The organism is Streptomyces sp. NPDC039736, from assembly GCF_055596485.1.
Genome location: NZ_JBVIUQ010000001.1, coordinates 911,547 through 928,400, shown reverse-complemented (window position 1 = coordinate 928,400; position 16,854 = coordinate 911,547). Strand labels below are relative to the sequence as shown.

10 protein-coding genes are annotated in these 16,854 nt (G+C 73.1%); 4 read left to right on the top strand and 6 right to left on the bottom strand.

The window, feature by feature from the left end:
- The first annotated feature begins 42 nt into the window (after positions 1-42).
- On the top strand, positions 43-2,463 hold the full coding sequence (locus ACZ56L_RS03890; protein ID WP_471061206.1) for a Tex family protein: 2,421 nt from the start codon (positions 43-45) through the stop codon (positions 2,461-2,463).
- Positions 2,464-2,676: 213 nt separating this feature from the next.
- On the opposite strand, the gene ACZ56L_RS03885 is transcribed toward ACZ56L_RS03890, so the two are convergent.
- The 5 genes from ACZ56L_RS03885 to ACZ56L_RS03865 form a co-directional block, all read right to left on the bottom strand.
- Entirely contained in the window at positions 2,677-4,314 is a 1,638-nt protein-coding gene (locus tag ACZ56L_RS03885) for an ABC-F family ATP-binding cassette domain-containing protein (RefSeq protein WP_468684630.1), read from the bottom strand.
- A 694-nt stretch (positions 4,315-5,008) separates the two neighbouring features.
- Positions 5,009-6,052 carry an oxidoreductase gene (locus ACZ56L_RS03880; protein ID WP_345218641.1) on the bottom strand — a complete coding sequence of 348 codons (1,044 nt, stop codon included), beginning with the start codon at positions 6,050-6,052 and terminating at the stop codon, positions 5,009-5,011.
- 138 nt (positions 6,053-6,190) lie between these two features.
- Positions 6,191-7,924: a BCCT family transporter gene (locus ACZ56L_RS03875; protein WP_471061202.1), complete on the bottom strand. Its 1,734-nt coding sequence runs from the start codon at positions 7,922-7,924 to the stop codon at positions 6,191-6,193.
- Between the two features lie 72 nt (positions 7,925-7,996).
- Entirely contained in the window at positions 7,997-9,286 is a 1,290-nt protein-coding gene (locus tag ACZ56L_RS03870) for a M14 family metallopeptidase (RefSeq protein WP_471061199.1), read from the bottom strand.
- Entirely contained in the window at positions 9,283-11,280 is a 1,998-nt protein-coding gene (locus ACZ56L_RS03865) for a Xaa-Pro dipeptidyl-peptidase (RefSeq protein ID WP_471061195.1), read from the bottom strand. The genes ACZ56L_RS03870 and ACZ56L_RS03865 overlap by 4 nt, the downstream gene beginning before the upstream one ends.
- Positions 11,281-11,490: 210 nt before the next feature.
- On the opposite strand from ACZ56L_RS03865, the gene ACZ56L_RS03860 reads away from it, so the two are divergent.
- Positions 11,491-12,999, top strand: coding sequence for a M1 family metallopeptidase (locus ACZ56L_RS03860; RefSeq protein WP_471061191.1), 1,509 nt, complete (start codon positions 11,491-11,493; stop codon positions 12,997-12,999).
- Between the two features lie 51 nt (positions 13,000-13,050).
- Here ACZ56L_RS03860 and ACZ56L_RS03855 read toward each other — a convergent pair whose 3' ends face one another.
- A complete protein-coding gene (locus tag ACZ56L_RS03855) occupies positions 13,051-13,941 on the bottom strand; it encodes an oxygenase MpaB family protein (protein WP_471061188.1) in 891 nt (296 codons plus the stop codon).
- A 253-nt stretch (positions 13,942-14,194) separates the two neighbouring features.
- Here ACZ56L_RS03855 and ACZ56L_RS03850 point away from each other — a divergent pair, with 253 nt between their 5' ends.
- Both ACZ56L_RS03850 and sph read left to right on the top strand, forming a co-directional pair.
- Positions 14,195-15,697, top strand: a complete 1,503-nt coding sequence (locus ACZ56L_RS03850; protein WP_471061184.1) for an aldehyde dehydrogenase family protein — start codon at positions 14,195-14,197, stop codon at positions 15,695-15,697.
- A 188-nt stretch (positions 15,698-15,885) separates the two neighbouring features.
- On the top strand, positions 15,886-16,854 hold the full coding sequence (gene sph, locus ACZ56L_RS03845) for a sphingomyelin phosphodiesterase (RefSeq protein WP_345218629.1): 969 nt from the start codon (positions 15,886-15,888) through the stop codon (positions 16,852-16,854).

Genomic DNA, 16,854 nt, shown 5'->3' with positions numbered 1-16,854 from the left:
GCGCCATGCACTGCCCGCAGGAGAAGGCGAGTCGGTAACACCGTGACGACGTCCATCGAAAGCATCGAAAGCAGGATCGCCGGGGAACTCGGCGTCAAGGAGCGGCAGGTCAGGGCCGCCGTCGAGCTGCTCGACGGCGGCTCGACCGTGCCGTTCATCGCGCGCTACCGCAAGGAAGCGACCGAGATGCTCGACGACGCGCAGTTGCGCACGTTGGAGGAACGGCTGCGGTATCTGCGCGAGCTGGAGGACCGCCGGACGGCGATCCTCGACTCCGTGCGGGAGCAGGGCAGGCTGGACGCCGCCCTGGAGGCGCAGATCCGCAGCGCCGAGACCAAGGCGCGCCTGGAGGACATCTACCTCCCCTTCAAGCCCAAGCGCCGTACGAAGGCGCAGATCGCCCGGGAGGCGGGGCTGACGCCGCTGGCGGACGGCCTGCTGGGCGACCCGTCGGCCGACCCCCTGGCGGCCGCCGCCGCGTTCGTGGACGCGGACAAGGGCGTCGCGGACGCCGCGGCCGCGCTGGAGGGCGCCCGCTCGATCCTCACCGAGCGCTTCTCGGAGGACGCCGACCTGATCGGCGAGGTCCGCGAGCGGATGTGGACGCGGGGACGGCTGGCGGCGAAGGTGCGCGCGGGCAAGGAGGAGGCGGGCGCGAAGTTCGCCGACTACTTCGACTTCGCGGAGCCGTTCACGGCGCTGCCCTCGCACCGGGTGCTGGCGATGCTGCGCGGTGAGAAGGAGGACGTGCTCGACCTGGTGCTGGAGCCGGAGGAGCCGTCCGACGCCCCGGGCCCGACCGCGTACGAGAACATGATCGCCCGGCGCTTCGGCATCGCGGACCGGGGCCGTCCGGGCGACAAGTGGCTCGCGGACACGGTGCGTTGGGCATGGCGCACGCGGATCCTGGTGCACGTGGGCATCGATCTGCGGCTCCGACTTCGTACGGCTGCCGAGGACGAGGCCGTACGGGTCTTCGCCGCGAACCTGCGTGACCTGCTGCTCGCGGCCCCCGCCGGGACGCGGGCGACGCTGGGGCTCGACCCCGGCTTCCGCACGGGTGTGAAGGTCGCCGTCGTGGACGCCACCGGCAAGGTCGTCGCCACGGACGTCGTCCACCCGCACGTGCCGGCCAACCGGTGGGACGAGGCGCTGGGGAAGCTGGCGCGGCTGGCGAAGGAGCACGCGGTCGAGCTGATCGCGATCGGCAACGGGACGGCGTCCCGGGAGACCGACAAGCTGGCCGGTGAGCTGATCGCGAAGCACCCGGAGCTGAACCTCACGAAGGTGATGGTGTCGGAGGCGGGGGCCTCGGTCTACTCGGCTTCGGCCTTCGCCTCGCAGGAACTGCCGGACATGGACGTGTCGCTGCGCGGGGCGGTCTCCATCGCGCGGCGGCTGCAGGACCCGCTGGCGGAACTGGTGAAGATCGACCCGAAGTCGATCGGGGTGGGCCAGTACCAGCACGACCTGTCGGAGGTGAAGCTCTCGCGGTCGCTGGACGCGGTGGTCGAGGACTGTGTGAACGGGGTGGGGGTGGACGTCAACACGGCGTCCGCGCCGCTGCTTTCGCGGGTTTCGGGCATCGGCTCCGGGCTGGCGGAGAACATCGTCGCGCACCGGGACGCGAACGGGCCCTTCCGGTCGCGCAAGGCGCTCAAGGACGTGGCGCGGCTGGGCCCCAAGGCGTACGAGCAGTGTGCGGGCTTCCTGCGGATCCGCGACGGCGAGGACCCGCTGGACGCGTCGAGCGTGCACCCGGAGGCGTATCCGGTGGTGCGGGCGATGACGAAGGCGGCGGGTGTCGATTCGCTGGTCGGGAACGTGGGCGTGCTGCGCGGGCTGCGGCCGGACACGTTCGTGAACGAGAAGTTCGGCCTGCCGACCGTGTCGGACATCCTCCGGGAGCTGGAGAAGCCGGGGCGCGACCCGCGGCCCGCGTTCAGGACGGCCACCTTCAAGGAGGGCGTCGAGAAGATCGGCGACCTGGCTCCCGGGATGATCCTGGAGGGGGTCGTCACGAACGTGGCGGCGTTCGGGGCCTTCGTGGACGTCGGCGTGCACCAGGACGGGCTGGTGCACGTGTCGGCGCTGTCGAAGAACTTCGTGAAGGATCCGCGGGACGTGGTCAAGCCCGGCGACGTGGTGCGGGTGAAGGTGAGGGACGTCGACATCGCGCGGAAGCGGATCTCGCTGACGCTGCGGTTGGAGGACGAGGCGGGTTCCTCGGCGTCCTCGCGCGGCGCGGGGGGCGGCCGGGCGGGCGACTCCGGTCCGCGGTCCGGCGCCGGGGGTTCGCAGGGGAGGGCTCCGCAGCAGCGGCGGGGCGGGGAGGCGCGGCAGCGTGGGCAGGGCGGGGGCGGCCAGGGCGCGGGACGGTCCGCGGCGCCCGCGCCGGCCAACAGCGCGATGGCGGACGCGCTGCGGAAGGCGGGGCTGGTGGACCGGGGGAAGCGGGGCTGAGGGGTCCGGGGGCGGGACCTGCGCGGGGCGGGGGCCGGCGGCCGGTGCCGGGGCGGGGTTCTTCCCTGCCCCGGCCGGCCCTCCCGCGGGGGGCCCGCGGGGTGGTGAACGGCTCCGTGCGGGTGTGTTGCGGCTGGTCGGGCCCTCACGGCGGAGCCGCGCTCCGGCCTGGGGGTCTGACTCCCGACCCGGAGGTCTGCCCCCGGCCCGGGGTCAGACCTCCGTGACCTGCCCGTCCTCCACCAGCACCCGGCGGGTCACGTGGACCGCGTCCAGCATGCGGCGGTCGTGGGTGACCAGCAGGAGTGTTCCCTCGTAGGAGTCGAGGGCGGACTCCAACTGCTCGATGGCCGGCAGGTCGAGGTGGTTGGTCGGCTCGTCCAGGACCAGGAGGTTGACTCCTCGGCCCTGGAGGAGGGCGAGGGCCGCGCGGGTGCGTTCGCCCGGGGAGAGCGTGGTGGCCGGGCGCCTCACGTGGTCCGCCTTCAGGCCGAACTTCGCGAGGAGGGTGCGGACTTCGGCCGGTTCCGTCTCGGGGACGGCGGCGGAGAAGGCGTCCAGGAGGGTCTCCGCCCCGTAGAAGAGACCGCGGGCCTGGTCGACCTCGCCGACGACCACGCCGGGCCCTAGGGCCGAGTCGCCCGCGTCGAGCGGCAGCCGGCCGAGCATGGCGGCCAACAGGGTCGACTTGCCCGAGCCGTTGGCGCCGGTGATGGCGACGCGGTCGGCCCAGTCGATCTGAAGGGAGACCGGGCCGAAGGTGAAGTCGCCCCGGCGCACGGTCGCCTGGCGCATCGTCGAGACGACCGCGCCGGAGCGCGGCGCGGCGGCGATCTCCATGCGCAGCTCCCACTCCTTGCGGGGCTCCTCGACCACGTCCAGCCGTTCGATCATGCGCTGCGTCTGGCGGGCCTTCGCGGCCTGCTTCTCGCTGGCCTCGCTGCGCATGTTGCGGCCGATCTTGTCGCCGTCGGTGGACTTGCGGCGCGCGTTGCGCACGCCCTTGTCCATCCAGCCGCGCTGCATCTGGGCGCGGCCTTCGAGGGACGCCTTCTTGTCGGCGTACTCGTCGTACTCCTCGCGCGCGTGGCGGCGGGCCGTCTCGCGCTCCTCCAGGTAGGCCGCGTAGCCGCCGCCGAACAGCTTGATCTGCTGCTGGGCGAGGTCCAGTTCGAGGACCTTGGTGACGGTGCGGGTGAGGAACTCGCGGTCGTGGGAGATCACGACGGTGCCCGCGCGCAGGCCCGTGACGAAGGACTCCAGGCGGTCCAGGCCGTCCAGGTCGAGGTCGTTGGTGGGCTCGTCGAGGAGGAAGACGTCGTACCGGGAGAGCAGGAGGGAGGCGAGGCCGGCGCGGGCGGCCTGGCCGCCGGAGAGGCCGGTCATGGGCTGGTCCAGGCCGACGGTGAGGCCGAGGGACGCGGCCACCTCCTCGGCGCGTTCGTCCAGGTCGGCGCCGCCGAGGTCGAGCCAGCGGTCGAGCCCGGTGGCGTACGCGTCGTCCGCGCCCGGCGCGCCGTCGACGAGGGCCTGGGTGGCGGCGTCCAGGGCGAGCTGGGCGGCGGCGACGCCGGTGCGGCGGGCGAGGAAGTCCCGCACGGTCTCGCCTTCGCGGCGCTCGGGCTCCTGGGGGAGGTGGCCGACGGTGGCGGTGGGCGGGGAGAGGCGGAGCGTGCCGGCCTCGGGGGTGTCCAGACCGGCCAGCAGGCGCAGGAGGGTGGACTTGCCGGCTCCGTTGACTCCGACGAGGCCGATGACGTCGCCGGGGGCGACGACGAGGTCGAGGTCGGCGAAGAGGGTGCGGTCGCCGTGGCCGGCGGCGAGGTCTTTGGCGACGAGGGTTGCAGTCATGAGGAGCTGATCCTATTCGAGGCGCGGGACGGGCTTCCCCTGCGCGGGGGGCTTGGGCTCTTGCCGGGGGCGCGGGAAGCTGTGCGCCGGGCCGCGATGTTTCCGGGGACATGCCCCGCCAGGGGCGCGGGGAACTGCGCGCTCGGCCAACAGCGCTCCCGCACGGCTCCCACCGGGCGGTGCGCCCCTTCAGGGGCGCGGGGAACTGCGCGAGCAACCACGACGCACCCGCACGGAACCGTGCACCTGGCTGCGCGGCGAGCGCTTTAGGGAAAGGGGCGGGTCCGGGGCCTCTTCTGCCCGAGCGGCATGGGCTGAGGCATCCGGCACGGGGGCTGGGCTCCCAGCCTCGGCGGAGGAGTTTGCCCGGCATAGGCGCTTGCGTGAGGGCGGCACCCGGGTGGGCCGGGAGCGGGAGGGGCCGCCCCCTTGCCCGCCCGTTCCGCCCCCTCGGGGCGGCCCCGTCGCCCAAGGGGGCTGAGGCGGCAGGGCGGCTGCGAAAGCCCAAGGGGGAGCTGCGACACCCAGGAGGCCAAGGGGGCGAGGGGAACGGGGCACGCAGGTCAGCGGGACGCAGAGGGAACGGGGCAGCGGGACGGAAGGGAACGGGGCACGTCGGCGAGCGGGACACAGGGGAAGGGGGCACCGAGGCACAGGGCAGCGGGGCAGCAGGGCAGCGGGGCAGGGAGAACGGTCAGGGGGAGGTGGGGGTGGTGAGGACGGAGCCCAGGGTGCGGGCGATGAGGTAGGAGGGGCCGCGTGTGGCCCTCTCGTCCAGGGCGATGCGGTGCCCGCCCGGCTCCAGGAGGCCCTCGAAGACCAGCCGGCCGTGCGTGCGGTGCAGGCGGTCCTGCCGGTAGGCGTAGAGCTGCACCCGGCAGGTGGAGGCGACCTCGACGCCCGCCTCGCCGTCCGCCGCGACCAGGCGGACCAGGCGGCGCTGTTCCGGCGGGGTGGGGTCCAGCGCGTGTTCGACCTGCGCGACGAGGACCGGGACGAGCGGGGCCAGGCCGTCCAGGTAGGCGGGCTCGGCTCCCGCCCGGCCGAAGGCGGCGCGTACCGCCGCCTTCTCGTGTTCGGCGATCGAGGCGCCGAAGAGGACGGCCGCGTAGGTGCGGATCTCCGTGGGCGGCACCCGGTCCGCGTCGGCGGCGATCTCCGCGCCGATGTTGATCGTACGGAGCGCGGCGGCCAGCTTCGCGAGGACGGCGACGCGTGAGCCGATGAGCAGGACCCGGCGGCGGAGCAGGGGCGGCGAGTCGTCGGCCGCGCCTTCGGGGGGCAGCAGGCGGGCGAGTTCGGCCCGGTACTGGGCGGCGTCGAAGCGGAACGGGCCGACTCCGTGGTAGCCGTCGCGTGCGAAGTCGAGGGTGTGGGTGGTCTGCCAGGCGAAGTCGCGCCAGAGGATGTCGCAGCCCCGCTGCTCGATGACGGCCGTGACCGCGCCGCATTCCAGGCCCTCGCACTCCGGGCAGCCGTAGATGACGTACCGGTTGTCCGGGAGCGGGGGCGCGGCTTCGAGGAGGAGTCTGCGGACGTGCGTGACGAAGATCGCGGGCGGGATGTCGGAGGCGAGGGGGGAGACGGCGTCGAGGTCCGAGAGCTGGTGCAGGAGGGGGCGGCCGTCCACGACGAAGTCCATGAAGTCGCGGTGGAGTCGGTGGACCCCGTTGGTCAGGACGCCTCCGGCCCGCGCGGCCGGGGCCAGTCCGAAGGTCGCGTACGCGGCGGCAGACATGGGGGGAGCATTCCCCGGAAAGGGTGGTTGTGTGCGGGGGGCGGGGAATTCGACCGCCCGCTCCTGGGACGGGGGCGCCGGTCTCCGTGGGCGAGCGCCGGTCCCGTGCTCCGCGGAGGGCGCACGGGACCGGACCCGTCAGCGCTGCTTCGCCACCTCCGCCTCCGTCGCCCCCGAGTCCCCGGTGCCCGGACCGATGCGGATCTCGAAGTCGCCGTCGTACTTGTGGTGGCCCTCGATGACGGCCGCCTCGACGGCCTCCACGCCCAGTTCGCCCCGTACGATCAGCGGATCGGAGCGCAGGTCGCGCATCAGGGCCCAGCACATGCCGACCATGACCACCGCGAACGGGGCCGCGACCAGGATGGTGAGGTTCTGGAGGCCCTTGAGGGCGTCTCCCCCGCCGTCGCCGATCAGCAGCATGATGGCGGCGACCGCGCCGGTCACCACGCCCCAGAAGACGACGACCGGCTTGGTCGGTTCGAAGGAGCCCTTCTGGGAGAGCGTGCCCATCACGATGGAGGCGGCGTCCGCGCCGGAGACGAAGAAGATGCCGACGAGGATCATGACCAGGATGCTCGTGACGGTGGCCGCGGGGAACTCGCGGAGCAGGCCGAAGAGCTGGCCCTCGGGCGTCGCCTCGTCGGGCAGGTTGCCCGCGGCCTTCATCTTCATCGCCGTACCGCCGAAGACCGCGAACCACAGCAGGCTGACGGTGCTGGGCACGAGGATGACGCCGCCGATGAACTGGCGGATCGTACGGCCCCGGCTGATGCGCGCGATGAACATGCCGACGAAGGGCGTCCAGGAGATCCACCACGCCCAGTAGAAGACGGTCCAGCTGCTGAGCCACGTCGCGACCTCCTCGCCGCCGGTGGCCTCGGTGCGGCCGATGAGCTGCGGGAGGTCGCCGAGGTACGCGCCGATGGAGGTGGGCAGGAGGTCCAGGACGATGACCGTGGGGCCGGCGACGAAGACGAAGACCACCAGCAGCAGGGCCAGCACCATGTTGGTGTTGGACAGCCACTGGATGCCCTTCTCGACGCCGGAGACGGCCGAGGCCACGAAGGCGACCGTGAGGACGGCGATGACGGAGATGAGCAGGCCGGTGCCCGCCTTCTCCATCCAGCCGACCTCCTTCATTCCGCTGCCGATCTGGAGCGCGCCCAGGCCCAGGGAGGCCGCCGAGCCGAAGAGGGTGGCGAAGATGGCGAGGATGTCGATGAAACGGCCGACTCCGCCGTGGGCGTGCTTCTCGCCGATGAGCGGGGTGAACACCGCGCTGATGGTCTGGCGGCGGCGACGGCGGAAGGTGCTGTACGCGATGGCCAGGCCGACCACCGCGTAGATCGCCCACGGGTGCAGGGTCCAGTGGAAGAGGGTGGTCGCCATGGCGGTCTGCATGGCCTCCTCCGCCCCCTTGGGCGTGGTGCCCGGCGGCGGCGAGGAGAAGTGTCCCAGCGGTTCGCTGACACCGTAGAACATCAGGCCGATGCCCATGCCCGCGCTGAACATCATCGCGACCCACGAGACCGTCTTGAACTCGGGCTTCTCGCCCTCGTCGCCGAGCGTGATCTTGCCGTAGCGGCTGATCGCGAGCCACAGCGCGAAGACCACGAAGGCGGACGCGGCCAGTATGAACGCCCAGCCGCCGTTGTGGATGAGGCCGTTGAGGAGCTTGGTGGAGACCGACTCCAGGGAGTCGGTGGCCAGGGCGCCCCACAGCACGAACGCGAGCGTCAGGGCGGCGGTGACGCCGAACACGACGCGGTCCGTGTGCGGTCTGTGGGTGGTGTGCGGGCTGCCGGGCAGGTCCGCCATGAGCGGCGAAGCTGCCCGGCCGCTGCCCGGCGGCTGGTCGTCGTGGGACACGTGGGTCACCTTTCGGGTAGGGAGGATTCCCTGCCGCTACCCGGTATCACAGGTGGCGCACGTCACGGTCGGCTAACAGCGCGTGTCGGGTTTTCCCTTCGTGAGGCGGTATGTCGCACCCGGGTCGAGGAGGAGGGCGACCAGGGCGCGCTGCGACTGCCGCAGGGGTACGTACGCCCCGTCCCGTGTGGCGCTGAACGCGACGCCGTGCAGGGCGAGTTCGTCCCGTACGTCGGTGATCTGGGCCTTCGTCAGGCGGTAGCAGGGGGGCGGGTCGGCCAGGACCTCGGCCGGTTCGGCGGGGTCGTTGTCGGCGCCGCCGAGGTGGACCGGGCCGCGGTCGGCGAAGCCCGCCAGCCGGGCCCGCGCGGTGGCCAGGGCGAGCGGGGTCCGGCGCTCGGCCGCGTACCGCAGCGCGCCGTCGAGCGAGACGGCGTGGGAGGTGACCCTGCGCCGCTTGTTGACTGCCTGGTCCTGCTGCTCGGCCTCGGTGAGGGCGTCGACCCGGCTCTCGATGAGCAGGCCCGCGGAGTGCTTGACGCCGGAGGCGTTGCGCAGGATGCGTTCCTGGCCGTCGCCCGCGACCTGCCGGGTGGGCTCGCCGGTGACCGGGTCGGTCCAGATGCCGTACGTGCCGGTGGTGAAGCCGGCGGCGTGGGCGGCGGGCCGGACGTACCGGCCGGAGAGCTTCCGGGACTCCTCGTGGAGGCGGGGATCGGTGTTGAGGTTGCGGGGCCACAGGTCGAAGAGGTCCTTGTCGTAGACCTTCGGCGTGGAGCCGTACTCGTGCAGGTCGTAGACGAGGTCGGGCCTGTGGTCGCGCAGTACGGCGGCCATGGCGCGGCCTTCGGCGGTGGCGAGCGCGAGGTGGTCGCGGTTGACGTCGACGCCGTCGGCGTTGCCCCGGGTGTTCGCGGCGCGGCCATCGGGGTTGGCGTTGGGGACGACCAGGACGGTGGTGCCGCGCAGGAAGTCCCGGGTGCGGCGGTCGGTGGCGTACGACAGGTCGCGCACCCGGCTCAGGCAGGCTTCCCGGCCGGCGGGTTCGTCGCCGTGCTGGCTGCAGATCAGGAGCACGGTGGAGGTGGTGTGCCGGCGCTCCGCGATGCGGACGAGCTGGAGCGGGCGGCCCTGCCGGGTGGTGCCGACGGTGGTGAGGGCGGTGCGGGCGGCCGCCCGGTCGACGGTCCGCAGGAACTCCTGTTCCTCGGCTTCGGTGGTCCAGCGGGCGCCGTCGGAGGTCTCGAATCCGGTACGGGGAGCAGGGGTGCGGCCGGTGTCCGCGCCGTGTGCGGGCGCGGCGGACAGCGGGACGGCGAGGGCCGCCGCGCCGAGCAGGGCGCCGGTCAGGCGTGCCTTCATCGGGTCTCCCCCGGCAGTCGGGACAGGTTGCGCGGTACGGGTACGGAGTCCCGCGCGCCCGGTGACAGCGGGGCCGCCTGCGCGTGGCCGGAGGTGGCGCGGGCGAAGGCGCGCTCGCCGCCGACGACCGGCAGCCGCGCCGACGTGCCGGAGAGGGAGATGTCGACGGTGGGGCGGCTGCCGGGGGCTTCGACGAGGCCGGCGTCGGTGCCGCCGACGATCAGGGCGAGGCGGTGCCCCTTGGGGACGACGTGGTCGGATGCGGCGAGGTCGACGGTGATCTCGTACGTCCTGCCGGGGGTCAGCGGGCGCGCCCGGCCGTCGCCCCGGTAGTGGGCGAGGCTCGCCCAGCCGCGGCTGAAGACGGTGTGGTCGACGGCCTTGGTGTTGGCCTTCGTCTCCTTGAAGCAGGCGCTGTCGGCGCCTGTGCTCGCGCCCCAGCAGGTGCGTTCGGCGAGGGTGGTGATGCCTTCGCCGGCGGCGGCGTAGTCGCGGATGGTGTCGGGGCCGAGGTCGACCAGGACCGCGCTGAGGGTGGCGCTCGCGGTGGAGGGGGTGACCTTCAGGGTGACCTTGCCGGTGCCGGAGAGGCGCAGGTCGCGGGAGAGCGGCCGGGTGGCGAAGCCGGCCTTCTCCGGGGTGGCGGTGTCGATCGTCGCGGCCCAGGCGTCCTCGTCGCGGGCCGGGTCGTCGGTGAAGGTCTCGGTGGCGCCGGGCCCGGCGGGCTTCAGGCCGAGGGTGCCGACGCCGTCCGAACCGCCCTTGTCCGGGCGGAGCGTGGTGGCGTCGGTGCCGCGCGGGGGCCAGACCTTGTCGGTGGTCCACCGGTCGGGTGCGCGTTCGATGTCGGCCATCGGTTCGCGGTCGATCCCGTTGTCGTAGCCCATCAGCTCGTGGTCGAACCAGCGGTGCAGGGTCCTGACCCACTCGGCGCGCCGGAAGTCGAAGGGGTCGACGTGTCCGGTCTGGGAGAGCCACACCTTGCGGTCGACGCCGTTCTTGGCGAGCGCGTCCCACCAGGCGCCGAAGTGGCGCATCCGGACGTTGAGGTCCTGCTGGCCGTGCACGGCGAAGACGCTCGCCCTCACCTTGCGCGCGTCGGGCACGAAGTCGCGGTCGGCCCACATGCGGGTGCGGTCGCCGTTGAGGGGCGCGTTGTCGGCGAGGTGCTTCTTCACCGGGGCGCAGCGCTGGGCGTACTCCGGGTTCTCGATGCCCGCGGCGAGGCCTTCGGGGCCGCCCCGGTAGAGGTCGGCGCCCTGCTGGAAGTAGTAGTCGTACCAGGAGGAGATCGCGCCGATCGGCACGATGGTCCGCAGGCCCTCGACGCCGGTGGCGGCGACCCCGTTGGCGACGGTGCCGTCCCAGCTCTTGCCGATCATGCCGGTGTCGCCGTTGGACCAGGAGGCGCGGGTGCGCTCGGTGCCGGTGCGGGTGGTGTAGCCGGTGCCGCGCCCGTTGAGCCAGTCGACGACGGCCTTGGCGGAGGCGATCTCGGAGCGGCCGCCGACGTCGAGGCAGCCGTCGGAGCGGCCGGTGCCGGTGAAGTCGACGGCGACGTAGCCGTAGCCGCGCGGCACGAAGTAGTTGTCGTAGAACAACGGCAGTTGGAGGGGCCGGCCGTCGGCGTCGTACGTCTTCTTCTGGCTCTCGTTGCCGCGTCCGCAGCAGCGGTAGTACGGGCTGGCGTCCATGATGACCGGGACGCGGCGGCCGGTGCGGTCGAGCTCGCGGGGGCGGACGACGTCGACGGCGACCCGGTCGGTCTTCCCGTCCTTGTCGCCGTCGACGCGGGTGTCGACCCAGACCGACTCGCGGACGGCCTTGCCGTAGTCGTAGACCGGCTTGCTCTCGGTGGGGCGGCCCGCCGCGGCGGGCGCGTCGGCGCCCCGGGCGGATCCCGCGGGCGCCAGCAGGACGGCCGTCATCGCGGCCACGGTCAGAGGGACGAGGGGGTTTCGTCTCGGGCGCCGGGCCCGCGCTGGTATCGGCATGGCCGGACGGTAACCCGGTCAACTCCCTTGCAAAAGAGGGCAGTAGGGAGACGGGGAGGGACGGAGGCGGCAAAGGGGACACGGGTGGCCATGTCGGCCGTATGGCAATCGTGTGACCACGTGTGACAGCAGCAACCATGGACATGACTGGTGGCCAAGGGGCTGAATAGAGTGCCAATACGTCGCAACCACCGACCACTTGGAGCACTCGTGCACCGCAGACACCTCGTCCCGGGCGTCCTCGCCGCGGCCACCGTCCTGCTGGCGATCCCGGCATCGGCCGCCTCCTTCTCCCCCGGCGCGCCGGGCATCGGCGACCCCTACTACCCGGCCAGCGGCAACGGCGGCTACGACGTGTCGCACTACGACCTGCGGCTGAAGTACCAGCCGAAGACGGACCTCCTGGAGGGCACGGCGACGCTGAACGCGACCGCCAAGCAGGACCTGTCGCGCTTCAACCTGGACCTGGGCCTCGCGGTCAGCGAGGTGCGGGTCAACGGCAGGCTCGCGAAGTTCGCCAGGGAGGGCGAGCAGGAGCTGGTGATCACCCCGGCCACGCCGCTCCAGAAGGGCAAGTCCCTCTCGATCGTGGTCCGTTACGCGGGCAAGCCGTCCGAGGTGAGGATCGGCGGCTACACCGCCTGGGCCCGTACTCCGGACGGCGGCGTCGCCGCGCAGGAGCCGGAATCGGCCGCCTGGTGGTTCCCGAGCAACGACCACCCGCTCGACAAGGCCACGTACGACGTCTCGGTCTCGGTGCCGGACGGCCACCAGGCGATCTCCAACGGCGTGCTCCAGTCGCAGAGTTCGAAGCTGGGCTGGACCCGCTTCAACTGGCGCTCCAACAAGCCGCAGGCGCCCTACCTGGCCACGCTCGCCGTCGGCAAGTTCGACATCACCACCGACAAGACGGCCTCCGGGCTGCCGGTCCTCAACGCGTACAGCAAGGACCTCGGCGACAACGACGGCGCGGCCCGTGCGAGCATCGAGCGCTCCACCGAGGTCACCGAGTGGCTGGAGGGCGTCTTCGGCCCCTACCCCTTCAACGCCGTCGGCGGTTACGTCCCCAACGTGACCAGCGGTTTCGCGCTGGAGACGCAGACCCGCCCGTTCTACAGCCCGCGCCAGTTCGCCAACGGCGCGAACGTCTCGGTGGTCGTGCACGAGCTGGCCCACCAGTGGTACGGCGACAGCGTCTCGGTGCACCACTGGAAGGACATCTGGGTCAACGAGGGCTTCGCCCGCTACAGCCAGTGGCTGTGGTCGGAGAAGGAGGGCGAGGGCACGGCGCAGGAGCTGGCCGACTACGTCTACGCCACCCGCTCGGCCGAGGACCCGTTCTGGCAGGTCAAGCCCGGTGACCCGGGCCCGGACAAGCAGTTCGACATCGCTGTCTACGACCGGGGCGCGCTCGCCGTCCAGGCGCTGCGCAACGAGGTGGGCGACGACGCGTTCTTCGAGATCCTCAAGGGCTGGCCGAAGAAGTACGCGTACGGCAACGCGAAGGTCTCCGACTTCGTGAAGTACGCGGAGAAGGTCTCCGGCAAGCCGCTCGCCGAGCTCTTCGACACCTGGCTGTACGAGCCCTCGAAGCCGGCCGCCCCGGCCGCCGCCGAGTCGCGGATCGCGCGGGGCCTGGCGGCGTCCCCGGCCGCGAAGCCGGTGCAGCCGAAGTCCTGGAAGAAGATCGCCGAGACGAACACGATCCACGACCACTGATCGCGTTCGGCCCGTGCCCCCTCCGCGCCGCCGTCCGCTGCCGTACGTACGTCAGCGGGCGGCGGCGCGGTGCCGCGCCCTGGCCCGCCGCGCCATGGGCAGGTAGCGCAGCCGCTCCGGCAACAGGGGTACGACGCCGCGCACGACCCGGCTGAAGCGGCGCAGCCCGCGCTCCTGCGCGGGCGACCAGGCGAAACCGAGCGCCTGGCGTGCGTCGGGCGGCAGGTAGCCGACGGTGACGAAGGAGCGGAACGCGGCGAGCGGCGGCAGCAGCACGGGCCACAGCGCGCGCAGCACCAGCCGCACCGGCAGCGGCCCCCGGTCGGGCGGCGGCACCCGCTGGCCCGGGTCGGTCAACTCCTCCACCACGGCGGTGCGTTCGACGACCTCGGCCAGCATCTTTCGGTAGTACGGCCAGAACTCCTCGACGGTCTGCGGCATGTCCCAGTCGTGGATGCCGAGGATCCGGCCGACCTGGAGCCACTCGGCGTAGAGCTGCCGTTCCTGGGCGGCGGTGAGCGGGCGGCGGCCCAGGTACCGCAGGGCGTGCCGGTAACAGGGGAAGCCGGTGGCGTGCACCCAGGCGTAGTTCGCGGGGGTCAGCGCGTGGTACCGGTGGCCGTGCGCGTCCGTGCCCGTGATCGTCCTGTGCAGGGCGCGCAGCCTGCGGCCCTCCGCGGCGGCGGCCTCGCCCCCGTACACCCAGAGCATCACCGACCGCAGCGAGCGTTCGCCGCGCCCCCAGGGGTCGGTGCGGAAGACGGAGTGCTCGTCGACGCCCGCGCCGACCGCCGGGTGCGCCACCTGGAGGGTGAGGGCGGCGGGCAGCATCAGCAGGGCGCGGACGTCGCCCGCGACGGACCAGAGGATGCCGCCGGGCGGGGGCGGGGCGGGATCGGCGGCCCGGCGGGCGGGCGGACGTGCACCGGGTTCGGTGGTCATGCGGGGGCTCCCGGGGTGGGCGGGCCCGGGGCTGCACCGGGTTTGTCCGTGATCCAGTATGCGCCGGTGGGTGGCGCCGGGAAACGGCCGCCCCCGCCTGTGACCGGTGTCGGGCTTCCGCCGGCGGACGGTGCGGGTGCAGGCTGTGGCGGGACGGGTACGGGCCGGGCGGCCGGCGGTGCACGCGACAGCCACCGGGGGCGGTCCGGCGCCCGCCCGTCCGCCCCTCGCCCCCACTTCCCCAGGAGTTCCGATGTCCTCCCTGCCCTCCCTGCCCCGGGCGACCGACGGCACGACCTTCGACGTGCGCTCCCCGGTGGACGGCGCCGTGCTCGGCACGCATCCGGTGCACGGTCCCGCGGAGGTACGGGAAGCCGTGCGGCGCTCCCGGGCGGCGGCCCGGCGCTGGGCCGCGGCCGGATGGGACGGGCGGCGGGCGGCCCTCCTGGCCTGGAAGCGGTCACTGGCGCGGCGGATGGACGAGGTCGCGGAGGCGGTGGCGGCGGAGACGGGCAAGCCGGTGCACGACGCGCGGGCCGAGGTCCTGCTCGCCCTGGTCCACCTGGACTGGGCGGCGCGCAACGCCAGGCGGGTGCTGGGGCGGCGGCGGGTGCCGTCGGGGCCCGCGGCGTTCGGCCGGCGGGCGCTGCTCGCGTACCGGCCGGTGGGCGTGGTCGGGGTGATCGGCCCGTGGAACTACCCGGTGCACACCCCGATGGGCTCGATCGGGTACGCCCTGGCCGCGGGCAACGGGGTCGTCTTCAAGCCGTCCGAACTGACGCCGGGCGTCGGCGAGCTGCTCGCCTCCTCGTTCGCGGACGCGGTTCCGGCGGAGTTCGCGGACCTGTTCCTGGTGGTGACCGGGTTCGGCGGCACGGGGTCGGCGCTCGCGGAGTCGGGGGTGGACAAGGTGGCCTTCACGGGGTCGCCGGGCACCGCGCGGAAGGTGGCGGAGGTGTGCGCCCGGACGCTGACGCCGCTTCTGGCGGAGTGCGGCGGCAAGGACGCCGTCCTGGTGGGCGCGGACGCCGACCTGGAGGCGGCGGCGAACGCGATCGTGTGGGGGGCGATGGCGAACGCGGGGCAGACCTGCGCGGGCGTGGAGCGGGTGTACGCGGTCGCCTCGGTGCACGGCGACCTGGTGGAGCGGATCGTCCGCAAGGCACGCGAGCTGACACCGGGCCGGCACTACGGCCCGATGACCCTGCCCTCCCAACTGGCCGTGGTGGAGCGGCACCTGAAGGAGGCGCTGGCCGGTGGCGCGCACGCTCCGCTCGGCGGCCCGGAGTCGCTGCGCGCGCCGTATGTGCACCCGGTGGTGCTGGTGGGGGTGGCCGAGGACGCGGCGGCGATGCGCGAGGAGACGTTCGGTCCCGTGGTGGCGGTGAACGCGGTGCGGGACCTGGCGGAGGCCGCGGAGCGGGCGAACGCGTCGCCCTACGCGCTGGGCGCGGCGGTGTTCACCGGCACCCGCGAGGAGGGGCTCGCGGTGGCGGAGCGGCTGACGGCGGGCGGGGTGTCGGTGGGCTCGGTCCTCGGGTACGCGGCGGTGCCCTCGCTGCCGTTCGGCGGGACGGGCGAGTCGGGGTACGGGCGGGTCCACGGCGCGGAGGGGCTGCGGGCCTTCGCCTCGGCCCGGTCGATCACGGTGCGGCGGCGGGCCGGTGGCGGGACGGACCTGATGTCCTTCGCCACCTCGCGGGAGGCGGCGGAGCGGATGGTGGAGCTGGGCAGGAAGCTGCACGCGTGGCGGTGAGGGCGCGCGCCGCCGAGATGTGGCGGTGTGGAGGGGTGGGCGTCGCGCACTGTCTACCGGGAAGTAACTCCGCCTGCTTTGATGTGCCGCACCAGTACGTGCCGCACCTCTCACCCCACCTTTCACGGGAGAACTCTGTGCTGATTTCCTCGCGTTCCCTGCGTCCCCCGCGCTCCGCTCGACGCCCTGTGCTGGCAGCCGCCGTGGCCGTGGCGGCGACGCTGGCGACCGCCGTTCCGGGTGCGGCGGCGGCCCCGGCGGGACCGGACGCCGCCGGGGTGCCGGCGCTCGGCGTCCTGTCGTACAACGCCTTCCTCTTCAGCAAGAACCTGTACCCCAACTGGGGCCAGGACTTCCGCGCGAAGGCGATACCGGCGGCGCCCTTCTTCCGGGGCCACGACGTGGTGGTGCTGCAGGAGGCGTTCGACAACTCCGCCTCCGAGGCGCTGGGACGCAACGCGGCCGCCCAGTACCCGTACCAGAGCCCGGTCGTGGGCCGGAGCAGGAGCGGCTGGGACGCCACCGGGGGCGCGTACACGGCGACCTCCTCGGAGGACGGCGGGGTCACGGTCTACAGCAAGTGGCCGATCGTGCGGCAGGAGCAGTACGTCTACCGGCAGGCGTGCGGCGCGGACTGGTTCTCCAACAAGGGCTTCGCGTACGTCGTCCTGGACGTGCGGGGCGTGAAGGTACACGTGGTGGGCACGCACCTCCAGTCCACCGACCCGGGCTGCGCGGCGGGCGAGGCGGCGGCGAAGCGCAGCGCCCAGCTCAAGGAGCTGGACGCGTTCCTGGACGCGAAGAAGATCCCGGCCTCGGAGCAGGTGCTGGTGGCCGGTGACCTGAACGTCGACTCGCACAGTGCGGAGTACGCGTCGATGCTGGCCGACGGGGGCCTCGACGGGGCCGCTTCCCGTACCGGGCACGCGTACTCCTTCGACACCGACGACAACTCCATCGCCGCCGAGCGCTACCCGGACGACCCGCGCGAGGACCTGGACTACGTCCTGCCGCGCGCAGGGCACGTCCGGCCCGCCGGGTGGAACAACGACGTCGTCAAGGAGCAGAGCGCTCCGTGGACGGTGTCGAGCTGGGGCAAGCAGTACACGTACACGAACCTGAGCGACCACTACCCGGTGGTGGGCTCGGCCCGCTGA